Source organism: Streptomyces tropicalis (assembly GCF_029269835.1).
GTDB classification, from domain to species: domain Bacteria; phylum Actinomycetota; class Actinomycetes; order Streptomycetales; family Streptomycetaceae; genus Streptomyces; species Streptomyces tropicalis.
Genome location: NZ_JARJBB010000016.1, coordinates 1 through 12,339, shown reverse-complemented (window position 1 = coordinate 12,339; position 12,339 = coordinate 1). Strand labels below are relative to the sequence as shown.

Below are 12,339 nucleotides of genomic sequence, written 5' to 3'. Positions count from 1 at the left end.
CAGGAGCACCCGCATTCCTTGCTTGTCGGGGGCAAAACCGCACACTCTCCTCTACGATCACCGCCCCCGAGACCAAGACGCCGTCGATCCTAAGCGAAATTCCGGCCGTTTGTACTAGTCGGTCAGTGCCTTGCGCAGCCGCCCCTCGTCGACGCGCCAGAACGTGTGCTGCGCACCGTCGATCAGCACCACCGGAATCTGCTCCCAGTACTGGTCGTGCAGCTGCGCGTCCTCGGTGATGTCCTTCTGCTCCCAGCGGACCCCGAGGTCGGCGCAGACCTTCTCCACGACGGCCTGCGCGTCGTCGCACAGGTGACAGCCGGGCTTGCGGACGAGGGTGACCACGCGGTCCCCCGGAGCGGAGGGCCTGCGGCGGAAGAGAGGGCTCATGTCGGCCATTCTCGCGCCCGCGCCGGCCGCCCGGGACCCGCCGGGCGCGACCCCGGGACCGGCGCCCGCACCCGCCGCCGGGGAGCCGAGCCCCGCCGTCCGCACGCACGCCTTAACGACACGGCCGCGCAGAGTTCACAGCCTTCGAACCTCTCGGCTCCGGAACCGCCGAACCGACTGGCTATGCTCACGCCATGGCCGCTCTCGGATGGCTCACTCCCCGTAGGCGCTCCGCCACGGCGCGGAGCGTGTTGGCAGGCGAGGCCTCGGCGGAGGCAGCGCGCAAGTCCTCGCAGGACTCCCCGCAGCACCAGGACGCCCTGGGCGAGGAGGAGATCCCGTTCCCGGTGCCCGGCGACGACCGGGCCGCCGCCTTCTTCGACCTGGACAACACCGTCATGCAGGGCGCCGCGCTCTTCCACTTCGGACGGGGCCTGTACAAGCGGAAGTTCTTCGAGACCCGCGACCTCGCCCGGTTCGCCTGGCAGCAGGCGTGGTTCCGGCTCGCCGGGGTCGAGGACCCCGAACACATGCAGGAGGCGCGCGACTCGGCCCTGTCCATCGTGCAGGGCCACCGCGTCGCCGAGCTGCAGTCCATCGGCGAGGAGATCTACGACGAGTACATGGCCGAGCGGATCTGGCCCGGCACCCGCGCCCTGGCACAGGCCCACCTGGACGCCGGCCAGAAGGTGTGGCTGGTCACGGCCGCGCCGGTGGAGATCGCCCAGGTGATCGCCCGCCGCCTGGGCCTGACCGGCGCCCTCGGCACGGTCGCCGAGTCGGTCGGCGGCGTCTACACCGGCCGGCTGGTCGGCGAGCCGCTGCACGGCCCGGCGAAGGCGGAGGCGCTGCGCGCCCTGGCCACGGCCGAGGGCCTGGACCTGGGCCGCTGCGCCGCGTACAGCGACTCGCACAACGACATCCCGATGCTGTCGCTGGTCGGCCACCCGTACGCGATCAACCCGGACAGCAAGCTGCGCCGGCACGCCCGCAGCATGGACTGGCGGCTGCGCGACTACCGCACCGGCCGCAAGGCGGCACGGGTCGGCATCCCGGCCGCCGCCGGGGTGGGCGCGGTGGCCGGCGGCACGGCGGCCGCGATCGCCCTGCACCGGCGCCGGCGGTAGCCGCCCGGCGTCACCGGCACCTCCGACACCCCCTGTCACCACCCGGCCGGGGCCGCGCACGCGGCTCCGGCCGCGGTGTCGGCGATCACTCCGGCCCACCCCTGCGCGGCACACCCGAAACCGAGCCGTCCGGTCGAACGCATCCCCGCACTGGCCTGGCCATTTGTATTGGCGGTACACCGCCACAACCCGCCCGGGAGTCACACGGAAGCCGGACTCGATCGATCAGAAAACGGTCACTCTGCGATAAGAGAGTGACCGTCAACCGGTTACGGAAGCGACGTAATCGACGATTTGAGCAACTGGGTGTAGCAGCGCCTGCACGAAGCGTTATTCTCCTCAGACGCAAACCGGTACCCCTCCGTCGCTACGACGGGTGAACGGTTCCGCACTGCACGTGATGCAAGCTCTGCCTCTGGGAGTCCCGTGTACCCACACGTCGGGGTTGACGCCTCGGGCCTGGCTACGCTCCGCGCAACGGTCCTCGACCTGCTGCGCGGTCTCGTCCCCACCGCGTACGCCGGTCCCGCATTCGCCACCGCTGCGCCCGCGGGCCCGCACTACGCGCTGGCCGACGGCATGGAGCAGGCTCCGGCGCGCAGCGCCGTGGTCGAGGGGCGGCGGGCGGGGGAAGGCCGCACCGCCGGAAGACGCGCACGCCCGGCCGCCGGGACCACCGTCCGCCGGCCGGCCGCGGACAGCGACAGCGCCCGGATGATGGACCTCGTGGAGCGGGCCCAGGCCGGCGAGGCCGACGCCTTCGGCCGCCTCTACGACCAGTACAGCGACACGGTGTACCGGTACATCTACTACCGGGTGGGGGGCAAGGCGACGGCCGAGGACCTCACCAGCGAGACCTTCCTGCGGGCCCTGCGGCGCATCAGCACCTTCACCTGGCAGGGGCGCGACTTCGGCGCCTGGCTGGTCACCATCGCCCGCAACCTCGTCGCCGACCACTTCAAGTCCAGCCGCTTCCGGCTGGAGGTCACCACCGGCGAGATGCTCGACGCGAACGAGGTCGAGCGCTCCCCGGAGGACTCCGTCCTGGAGTCGCTGTCCAACGCCGCCCTGCTGGACGCCGTACGGCGGCTCAATCCCCAGCAGCAGGAGTGCGTGACCCTGCGCTTCCTGCAGGGACTCTCGGTCGCGGAGACCGCGCGGGCGATGGGGAAGAACGAGGGTGCGATCAAGACGCTCCAGTACCGGGCCGTGCGCACCCTCGCCCGGCTCCTGCCGGACGACGCCCGCTGACCCGCACACGCACAGCGACCACCAACTGACGTTCCGTCGCTGTGCGTTGACTTCCGGACTCGATCCACATTCGTCCGTAACCCAAGTGCCGAGCCGCTCGTTGTGCGGGATGCAGGCTCCCTGTGGTCACGTCCCGGCCGATCCCGATCACCCGATCGTGTGGATGCGGTCGCGGACATGCAACCGCCAGGACCCCTGGGGAGTCGACCGTCATGACGAGAGGAGGTGCCGCCAGTGATCGCGAACGTATCGGCGCACCGGCGGGCGAACGCCTTCGCCCAGGCCCTGGAGGAGCTGTCCGACCAGGGCACGGCGGCCGAGCAGTCCGAGGGCCCGGCGCCAGCCGCGGCAGCCGCCGAACGGACCGAGCGGGGGCCTCTGTTGGCCCTTGCCGCGGGCCTGGGCGCGCTGCCGCGGCCGGAGCTGGACCCCGAGGTCAAGGTCGTCCAGCGGGCCCAACTGGTGGCCGCGATGGAGGCCATGCTGCAGGCGGGCACCGTGGGAGGCGAGGCAACGGGCCGTTCGGTGCCCGAGCAGCGGGCGCCCCGGGCCCGGGGCGCCCACCGGGCGAGCGGGCTGGGGAAACTGCGGCCGCGCACGCGGCTGACCAAGGGCCTGGCCGCCGGCGGGCTCAGCGTGGGTGTGGCGGCGAGCGCCTTCGGTGGGGTCGCCGCCGCCAGCTCCGACGCCCTCCCCGGTGACTCGCTGTACGGCCTCAAGCGCGGCATAGAGGATTTCAAGCTCACGTATCTGGCCGAGGGCGCGGACCAGCAGGGCCAGGCCTATCTGGACATGGCCTCCACCCGGCTCAACGAGGCCCGCCGCCTGATGGAGCGCGACCGGAGCGGCCGACTGGACCACGAGTCCATCGGCGAGGTCCGCCGCACCCTGTCGGGGATGCAGCACGACGCGGCCGAGGGCCACCGCCTGCTGCACGAGGCGTACGAGCGGGACCCCGGCTCGCTCGGCCCGATCCAGGCCCTCGACGCCTTCTCCCGGTCCCACCGCGAGGTCTGGGGGGCGCTGCGCGAGCGGCTGCCCTCGCAGCTCGGTGACGTCAGTCAGCAGGTGTCGTCGGTGTTCGCGGCCATAGACGAAGAGGTCGCGCCGTTGCAGTCGCTGCTTCCGCAGTCCCCCACCCCGAGCGGCGGCGGGCAGCAGCACGGCACCGGTCCGGCCGCGCCCTCCGGCAGCGCCCCGGGCACCGGCCACGCGGCACGGCCCAGCACGGGCAGCGGCCCCACCGCCGGCGGCCACGCCTCCGGCAGCAGCAGCCCCAGCGGGTCCGCGGGCTCCGGCAGTGAGGGCGACGGGCTGATCGGCGGCAGCACGGGTGGTCTGCTCGACCCGCCGAAGACCGGCGACAGCGCGTCCCCGTCCGCGGGCAGGTCGCCCTCGAGCGGTCCCGACGTGACGATCCCGCCGCTGCTGCCGGGCCTCCTGCCCGGCCTCGGCATCGACGGGCAGAACACGAACTGACCCCTCGCGGCCACGACGGTGGGGGCGCCCCTGGCATCAGGGGCGCCCCCACCGTCGTGTCGCAGCGGCGCGGATCCGGGGACGGACCGGACCCGGCGACGGCTCAGAAGAAGACCGACCGCCGCTGCACCAGCAGCTTGTACAGCGTGTGCTGGATCTGCTCGCGGACCTGGTCGGTCAGGTTGAACATCAGCATCGGGTCCTCCGCCGCCTCCGCCGGATAGCTGTCCGTGGCGATCGGCTCGCCGAACTGGATGGTCCACTTCGTCGGCAGCGGGATCGCACCCAGCGGCCCGAGCCACGGGAAGGTCGGCGTGATCGGGAAGTACGGGAACCCCAGCAGCCGCGCGACGGTCTTGGCGTTGCCGATCATCGGGTAGATCTCCTCCGCCCCGACGATCGAGCAGGGGACGATCGGCGTGCCCTGGCGCAGCGCGGTCGACACGAAGCCGCCGCGGCCGAACCGCTGGAGCTTGTAGCGCTCGCTGAAGGGCTTGCCGATGCCCTTGAAACCCTCCGGCATCACCCCGACCAGCTCGCCCTGCTCCAGGAGCCGTTCGGCGTCCTCGGAGCAGGCCAGGGTGTGGCCGAGCTTGCGGGCGAGTTCGTTGACTACGGGCAGCACGAAGACCAGGTCGGCCGCGAGGAGCCGCAGGTGCCGGCCCGCAGGATGGTGGTCGTGCACGGCGACCTGCATCATCAGGCCGTCCAGCGGGACCGTCCCGGAGTGGTTGGCGACGATCAGCGCCCCGCCCTTGTCGGGGATGTTCTCGACGCCCTTCACCTCCACCCGGAAGTACTTCTCGTAGACCGGGCGCAGCAGGGACATCAGGACCTGGTCGGTGAGTTCGGCGTCGTAGCCGAAGTCGTCGACCTCGTAGTCCCCGGTGAGGCGGCGGCGCAGGAAGGACAGGCCGCCGGCGATCCGGCGCTCCAGTCCGCCCTCGTGCCGGGCGCCCTGCCCCGGCTGCGCCTCTCCGGAGGCCGCCGGGACGTCGTCCTCGGGGGCGTCCCGGCCGGCCAGGGGCTGGACCTCGCGGACCGGCGCCGCGTCCGGGGCGCCGCGCCGGCTGCCCGAGCCCCGGCGCCGCTGCGGCCGCTGTGCGGGGTTCCCGCGGGAGCGGTCGTCGTCGAACGGAATGACCTTGGCGTCCGCCATCGTTGCTGCGCTCCTCAGTTGGCGCTGTCCGTCGGGAGGTGGCCGCTGCCCCCGGGGGACAGCGCGGCGATCCGGTCGACGGCCCCCGCGAGGGCCTCCGGCGGCAGGAGTCCGGGTCCGCGGCTGCGGGCGAAGTCCGCGAAGGTCTCCGCGGTCGTGTAGCGCGGTGCGAAGCCCAGGGTCTCGCGCATCTGGTCCGTCGCCACGACCCGGCCGTGGGTGAGCAGGCGGATCTGCTCGGGTGAGAAGTCCGTCATGCCCAGGGTACGCACCAGGGAGCCCGCCCAGGTGACCGCGGGCAGCAGCAGCGGGACGGTGGGGCGGCCGAGCCGCCGCGAGCACTGGGAGAGCAGCAGCACGCCGTCCCCGGCGATGTTGAAGGTGCCGCTGTTGAGGGTGCCGCGGCGCGGATCGTGCGCGGCGATCCGCAGCACGTCGATCACGTCGTCCTCGTGCACGAACTGCAGCCGCGGGTCGTAGCCGAAGACGGTCGGCAGGACCGGCAGCGCGAAGTACGAGGCGAGCGGGGAGTCCGCGGTGGGGCCGAGGATGTTCGCGAACCGCAGGACGCACACGGCGACGTCGGGCCGGCGGCGCGCGAAGCCGCGGACGTAGCCCTCGACCTCGACGGTGTCCTTGGCGAAGCCTCCGCCGGCCAGCGACTTGGCGGGGGTGGTCTCGGTGAAGACGGCCGGGTCCCGCGGCGCGGACCCGTAGACGTTGGTGCTGGACTTCACCACCAGCCGCCGCACGTCCGGGGACTTCTGGCAGGCACCGAGGAGCTGCATGGTGCCGATGACGTTGGTCTCCTTGACCGTGGCCCGGCTGCCGCTGCCCAGCGGGGTGCCGGTCACGTCCATGTGGACGACCGTGTCGGCGGAACTCTCCGCGAGCACACGGGCGATGGTGGGCTGCCGGATGTCCGCCTGGACGAACTCGGCGCCGCCCAGATGGTGCTCGGGCGGTACGGCGTCCACGGCGACGACCCGGTCCACCTCCGGGTCGCGCTGGATCCGCCGCACGAACCGGCCCGCCAGCTGCCGGGCCACTCCCGTCACGAGCACGACCTGTCCCAAGATCAGCGCCTTCCTTCCAGGACCCTGTATCCCGCGTTCCCCGTGTACGGCCAACCTATCGGGTCGATGTTGCGCTGTGATGACCGCCCGATGCGCGACGTGACCGCCCGCACGTACGTGCGAACACATGCGGCCCCGCACACGCACGTGGCCCCCCACCGATTGCGGTGGGGGGCCACAGACACGCTTGCGCAGTGTCGCGCTACCTCGTAGCGGCCGACGTCACTTCTTGTTGCGACGCTGGACGCGGGTGCGCTTGAGCAGCTTGCGGTGCTTCTTCTTGGCCATCCGCTTGCGCCGCTTCTTGATAACAGAGCCCACGACTACCCTCGCTCACTTCTCATCACTCGGTGTTTGGGCGCCATGGGCCCACACGACCTACGAGGGGCTAGCCTACCCGCCCGAGTGCCGAGGTTCGTAATCGAGGGGAACGGCGGGGGTCCCAGGTGCCCTGAGCGGGACCCCGCCGGCCGATGTCAGGCGGTTTCCACCCCCACGTAACTCTCGCGAAGGTACTCGTGAACCGCTTGCTCCGGGACACGGAACGACCGTCCCACCCGGATCGCGGGCAGATGACCGCTGTGCACCAGCCGGTACACGGTCATCTTCGACACTCGCATCACCGAGGCGACCTCCGCCACGGTCAGGAACTGAACCTCGTTCAGAGGCCTCTCGCCAGCTGCAGCCATGACACACCTGAACCTTCCGCACTCGACGGTCACCGGCTTCCCCTTCCGGTGACTCTTCGTCGTTGCGTGCTCACTCCCCAGACTAGGGGCGGATGATGCGAGTGGGGAAGAGGTGCACCCATCGCAGGCCTACTGTGACAGACACGCTCGATTGAGTACGTAGCGGATGAGCGGACGGTAGTAGTCCGGCCGCACCGCGTCATCAAGCGGAACGGCCACCCGGATCCGCCCCTCGGCCTCGCCCACGAAGAGCGCCGGGTCGTCGGTGTCGGCCAGGCCGACGGCCTCGAACCCCAGTTGACCTGCTCCGCAGACCCAGCCGTGATCCCCGACCACCAGCTGGGGCAGCGGGCCGCCGGCCTCCGCGGCCGCGGCCAGCGCGAGGCGAACCGGGAGCGGCGAGTGGCTGTGCGCGCCGGGCCCACCACCGGGGCGCCCGCCGTCGGCGGGCCGGACGAAGGCGACGCCCCGGGCGTAGTCGAGACGGTGCGTGCGTAGACCGAACCGGGTCGTTATGTCGACACGGCGACCCTGCGCGGGGGTGAGGACAGTACAGCCGGACGACGACAGGGCATCGGCCAAGGAGGCGTAGAAACCCAGCAGCCGGTGCGGGTGGCCGGTTCCCAGGAGCACGGGTGCGCCGCGCCGGGCGACCGCGCCGATCCGGTCCGCGAAGGAGTCGAGGGCGGCCAGGGTCAGCTCCGGGTCAATCACATCATGACCGGAGATGTGACCGGGGTCGGCCGAGACCCCGCACTTCTCGGCCATCAACGCGATCAGATCGCCATGGTCCCAAGCGCGTTCCGGATCGATTCCGATCAGGGCGCGCGGATCGCGGGCGGCGAACAACCGGTAGCTCCGCAGGCTCCGCTCCCGCGTCGTGGCCACGGTCCCGGCCAGCCGGACCGCCACCAGATGGGCGCGCAGCGCCGCGGTGCTCCCCACGCTGCGATGGTGACCGACTCCCGGCATGAACGTCACGAGAACCCGGGAAACACCGCACAGTCGGCGTAAGCAGCCACCGTCCGGCACTCGGACGCCCCTGCGGAGAAGTCCCCGGGCGCATGCTCTTCGCGGCCGCCTCCGGCCGCCTCGGTCGGGGGGTCAGGCCAGCAGGCCGCGCAGCGGGAAGACGGCGCGGCGGGTGGCGAGGATCGCCTGGTCCAGCCGGTCCGCCGGGTCGTAGCCGGACTCCCAGTCCGCCCAGGCGACCGGCCACCGTCCGTCCGTCATCCGCATCGGCCCCAACTGCCGCGTCCGCGCGAACACTTCCTGCCGCCAGCTCTCCGGGATCACCGTCTCCGGGTCCACCGGACGGCCCGCCGCGATGCCCACCAGGTGCGTCCACGACCGCGGCACGACCTCCACCACCGCGTACCCGCCCCCGCCCAGCGCCACCCAGCGCCCGCCGGCGTGCTCGTGCGCCAGGTCGTGGCAGGCCGCCTGCACGGCCCGCTGCGCGTCCAGCGACACCGCCAGGTGCGCCAGCGGGTCCTCGAAGTGCGTGTCGGCCCCGTGCTGCGTCACCAGCACCTGCGGCCGGAAGTCGGCGAGCAGTTCCGGCACCACCGCGTGGAAGGCCCGCAGCCAGCCCGCGTCCCCGGTCCCCGCGGGCAGCGCCAGGTTCACCGCCGAGCCCTCCGCCGACGGCGCCCCGGTCTCCTCCGGCCATCCGGTCTGCGGGAACAGCGTGCGGGGATGCTCGTGCAGCGAGACGGTGAGCACCCGCGGGTCCTCCCAGAACGCGGCCTGGACCCCGTCGCCGTGGTGCACGTCGACGTCGACGTACGCGACCCGCTCCGCGCCCAGTTCCAGCAGCCGGGCGATCGCGAGCGCCGCGTCGTTGTAGACGCAGAAGCCCGAGGCGCTGCCCGGCATCGCGTGGTGCAGGCCGCCCGCGAAGTTCACCGCGTGCAGCGCGTCCCCCCGCCACACGGCCTCCGCCGCCCCCACCGACTGCCCGGCGATCAGGGCCGAGACCTCGTGCATCCCGGCGAAGGCGGGATCGTCGAGCGTCCCGAGCCCGTACGACCCGTCGCAGGCGTCCGGGGCCGCCGACGCGGCCTTCACCGCCTCGATGTAGTCCTCGCGGTGCACCAGCCGCAGCGTCGAGTCACCGGCCTGCCGGGCCGCGACGACGTCCGTCCCGCGGTCGACTCCGAGGGCCTCGACCAGTTTCCGGGTCAGCGCCAGCCGGACCGGGTCCATCGGATGGTCCGGGCCGAAGTCATAGCCCGTTACTGCCTCGTCCCACATCAGCTGTGCGCGGCCGCTCATGACCGCCACCGTATCGGTCGGCCCGCGGCGCGAACGACCGGGCATACACCAAGGTCACCAGCACCAGCGCCATCGGCACCAGCATCGCCCCGCGGTAGCTCCAGGCGTCCCCGAGCGCGCCCACGAGCGGCGAACCCACCAGGAAGCCGACGTAGTTGAAGATGTTCAGCCGCGCCACGGCCGCGTCCGACGCACCCGGGAACAGCCGGCCCGCCGCGGCGAACGTCTGCGGCACCAGCACGCACAGCCCGAGTCCGAGCAGGGTGAAGCCGAGCATCCCCACCCAGGCGCCCGGCGCCACGGAGACCACGGCGAAGCCGCCGGCCGCGACCAGCGCCCCCAGCCGCACCACCGCCACCGCCCCGAACCGCCGCACCCCGAGGTCGCCGACGGCACGGCCGAGCAGCGTGGTGATCATGTAGACGTTGTACGGCACCGTCGCGAGCTGCTCCGAGCTGCCGAGCACGTCCTGGAGGTACTTCGCGCTCCAGTTGGAGACCGTGGAGTCGCCGATGTACGCGAACGTCATCACCAGGCACAGCGGCAGCAGCAGCCGGAAGACGACCGCCTGCTCCCCGCCCGGGCCCGTCCCGTCGGCCGCGGCGGCGCCGGACCCGTCGACGTACCAGCGGCTGCCCACGAGCGTCGCCGGCAGCAGCACCAGCACGACCGGCAGGTAGGACACGAACAGCGACAGGTGCCAGTGCGCCCCCGCCCAGGCCAGCGAGGCGCCCACGATCCCGCCCAGGCTGTAGGCGGCGTGGAAGCCGAGCATGATGCTGCGCCCGACCGTCCGCTGGAGGCTCACGCCGAGCATGTTCATCGACGCGTCCAGCGCACCCACGGCGAGTCCGAAGACGGCGAGCGAGGCGGCCAGCGCCACGAGCCGGTCGCCGGCGCCGACCCCGAGCAGTGCCAGCAGCACCAGCGGCTGCGACCAGCGCAGCAGCCGGCTGGGCCGGATCCGTCGCACCAGCCGCTCGGTGGTGACGCTGCCGACCCCCGCGAGGATCGGCACGGCCGCGAGGAAGGCGGGCAGCAGCGCGTCGGAGATGCCGTACCGGTCCTGGATCGCCGGGATCCGTGTCACCAGGAGGGCGAAGGCGGCGCCCTGCGCGAAGAAGCCGAACGCCAACGAGGCCCTGCCCCGCCGCACCACGTCTGTCATGGCGGCGAGCGTAGGGCCCCGCACTACCTGTGGGTAGACACGGCCGAAGATGAATTCTTCTCACCTTCAGCGGGCGGAGGCGGTGCTGGGGAGGGGCGCCGCCGGGGCGGTCACCGCCGTGGCCGTCGTCGCGGTCGCCGCCGTGATCGTCGTCGTGGTCCCGGGCTGCTGCGGCGCCTCGCCGGCCTGCGCCTCGGCGATGAGCATGCGGGCCATCGGGCCGGCCGCCACCGCACCGCTGACGAGGAACCCGAGGGACATCGCCGCGACCATGACGACCGTGCCCAGCCACACCATCGTGTCGACGGGCAGCGTGAAGGCGCCCACGGCCCGCACCACGCACTCGGCGAGCAGCACCACGCCCCACACCACCGAGAAGCGCCGCTCCGCCCGGCGGAACGCCTCGGACCCCCGGACCAGCCGCTCCCAGGCGGCCTCACGACTCGCCATGCCCTTCACCAGCCACGGCTTCATGCCGACGGTCATCATCGGCTTGCCGAGGGCCACGGACACCAGGATGCCGATGCCGATGGCGCTGCTCACCCCGCTGTCCTTGGCGAGCATCAGCCGCGGGTCGCCGGAGACGAGGCTCAGCAGGAGGCCGACGACGTTCACGAACAGGATCAGAGCGGCCAGCCCGTTGACGCTGCGCTCCTTCACCGCGCTCCACACGGTCCGGGCGGCCGGCACGACGCTGCTCCAGCCGAGGGCGGCGAGGGTGCTGGTGCCGAGGCCGTCCTTCAGCACGTAGTAGCCGCCGATGGGCACCGCGACGTCGATGAGCAGCGGCGCGAGGTTCTTCAGCTTGCTGTGGCTCTGGCTGGTGCCCGGGTTCGTCGTCATGCCTTCAGCTTCGCGGTCGGGCCCCTACCGGCGGTAGAAACGATCGTCCGGAGCTCCGCATGACAATTGTCAGTGCCCGCGCGATGGTCCGCGTCATGCCAGCAGAGCCGTCAACTCGCCGAATTCGCCGAAGAGTCGGGTGGCTCCGGTGAGCCGCTCCGGGGGCGTCATCGCGGTGAACCCGAGGACGTCCATGCCGGCCGCGACGGCGGCCCGGACGCCCAGCGGGGAGTCCTCCACGACGACGCATCGCGCGGGTGCCACCCCCATGCGCTCGGCCGCGTACAGGAAGAGGTCGGGCGCCGGCTTGCCCCGGCCGACGTCCTGCGAGCTGAAGACCCGCTCCTCGTCGAACCACCGGTCGAGCCCGGTCGTCCGGTGCCCCACCCGGATCCGCTCATGACTGCCCGAGGAGGCCACGCAGTACGGCGTTCCGTCCGCCGCCAGCTTCTCCAGCACACCGGCGACGCCGGCCACGGGCTTCAGCTCCCGCTCGAAGGCGGCGAAGACGCGTGCGTGGAAGACGTCGTCGAAGTCGTCCGGCAGCCGCTCGCCCGTGCGCTCCAGGACCAGTTCGTGGATGCGGTGCATGGCCGAGCCCATGTAGTCCCGTATGGAGTCCTCGTACGAGGTGGGGTGCCCCAGCTCGGTGAGGTGTGCGGCGAGCAGCCGGTTGGAGATGGGCTCGCTGTCGACGAGCACACCGTCGTTGTCGAAGATCACCAGGTCGTAGCGCATGATCCAACCCTAAACGCAGAAAACCCCGCACCATACGGTGCGGGGTTTTCCCCAACATTAGTTCGGCGGCGTCCTACTCTCCCACAGGGTCCCCCCTGCAGTACCATCGGCGCTGTAAGGCTTAGCTTCCGGGTTCGAAATG

General features: G+C 72.1%; 13 protein-coding genes and 1 rRNA gene. 3 read left to right on the top strand and 11 right to left on the bottom strand.

The window, feature by feature from the left end; translation table 11 throughout:
• Positions 1–114: 114 nt before the first annotated feature.
• Entirely contained in the window at positions 115–399 is a 285-nt protein-coding gene (locus P3H78_RS25065; protein ID WP_276111413.1) for a glutaredoxin family protein, read from the bottom strand.
• Between the two features lie 185 nt (positions 400–584).
• Here P3H78_RS25065 and P3H78_RS25060 point away from each other — a divergent pair, with 185 nt between their 5' ends.
• From P3H78_RS25060 to P3H78_RS25050, 3 genes are all read left to right on the top strand, one after another.
• Positions 585–1,517 (top strand): HAD family hydrolase, encoded by a 933-nt coding sequence (locus P3H78_RS25060; RefSeq protein ID WP_276111412.1) that lies wholly within the window; start codon positions 585–587, stop codon positions 1,515–1,517.
• A gap of 426 nt (positions 1,518–1,943) precedes the next feature.
• Positions 1,944–2,768: an ECF subfamily RNA polymerase sigma factor, BldN family gene (locus P3H78_RS25055; RefSeq protein ID WP_276111411.1), complete on the top strand. Its 825-nt coding sequence runs from the start codon at positions 1,944–1,946 to the stop codon at positions 2,766–2,768.
• Positions 2,769–3,002: 234 nt separating this feature from the next.
• A complete protein-coding gene (locus tag P3H78_RS25050; protein ID WP_276111410.1) occupies positions 3,003–4,247 on the top strand; it encodes a DUF5667 domain-containing protein in 1,245 nt (414 codons plus the stop codon).
• A 103-nt stretch (positions 4,248–4,350) separates the two neighbouring features.
• Here P3H78_RS25050 and P3H78_RS25045 read toward each other — a convergent pair whose 3' ends face one another.
• From P3H78_RS25045 to rrf, 10 genes are all read right to left on the bottom strand, one after another.
• Positions 4,351–5,406, bottom strand: a complete 1,056-nt coding sequence (locus P3H78_RS25045; RefSeq protein WP_276111409.1) for a lysophospholipid acyltransferase family protein — start codon at positions 5,404–5,406, stop codon at positions 4,351–4,353.
• A gap of 14 nt (positions 5,407–5,420) precedes the next feature.
• Entirely contained in the window at positions 5,421–6,482 is a 1,062-nt protein-coding gene (locus P3H78_RS25040) for an NAD-dependent epimerase/dehydratase family protein (RefSeq protein WP_276111408.1), read from the bottom strand.
• Between the two features lie 222 nt (positions 6,483–6,704).
• Complete coding sequence (locus tag P3H78_RS25035) at positions 6,705–6,803, bottom strand: 30S ribosomal protein bS22 (RefSeq protein ID WP_003948845.1); 99 nt, start codon at positions 6,801–6,803, stop codon at positions 6,705–6,707.
• A gap of 155 nt (positions 6,804–6,958) precedes the next feature.
• The gene (locus tag P3H78_RS25030; protein ID WP_004984898.1) at positions 6,959–7,171 is read right to left on the bottom strand and encodes a helix-turn-helix domain-containing protein; all 213 of its coding nucleotides are present in this window, start codon (positions 7,169–7,171) and stop codon (positions 6,959–6,961) included.
• 129 nt (positions 7,172–7,300) lie between these two features.
• On the bottom strand, positions 7,301–8,143 hold the full coding sequence (locus tag P3H78_RS25025) for a phosphatase (protein ID WP_438828040.1): 843 nt from the start codon (positions 8,141–8,143) through the stop codon (positions 7,301–7,303).
• A 132-nt stretch (positions 8,144–8,275) separates the two neighbouring features.
• Complete coding sequence (locus P3H78_RS25020) at positions 8,276–9,448, bottom strand: acetoin utilization protein AcuC (protein ID WP_276111406.1); 1,173 nt, start codon at positions 9,446–9,448, stop codon at positions 8,276–8,278.
• Positions 9,399–10,616 carry an MFS transporter gene (locus P3H78_RS25015; RefSeq protein WP_276111405.1) on the bottom strand — a complete coding sequence of 406 codons (1,218 nt, stop codon included), beginning with the start codon at positions 10,614–10,616 and terminating at the stop codon, positions 9,399–9,401. The genes P3H78_RS25020 and P3H78_RS25015 overlap by 50 nt, the downstream gene beginning before the upstream one ends.
• Before the next feature lie 66 nt (positions 10,617–10,682).
• On the bottom strand, positions 10,683–11,459 hold the full coding sequence (locus tag P3H78_RS25010; protein ID WP_276111404.1) for a VC0807 family protein: 777 nt from the start codon (positions 11,457–11,459) through the stop codon (positions 10,683–10,685).
• A 93-nt stretch (positions 11,460–11,552) separates the two neighbouring features.
• Positions 11,553–12,197, bottom strand: coding sequence for an HAD family hydrolase (locus P3H78_RS25005; protein WP_276111403.1), 645 nt, complete (start codon positions 12,195–12,197; stop codon positions 11,553–11,555).
• A gap of 60 nt (positions 12,198–12,257) precedes the next feature.
• A 5S ribosomal RNA gene (gene rrf, locus P3H78_RS25000) occupies positions 12,258–12,339 on the bottom strand; the annotation flags it as partial.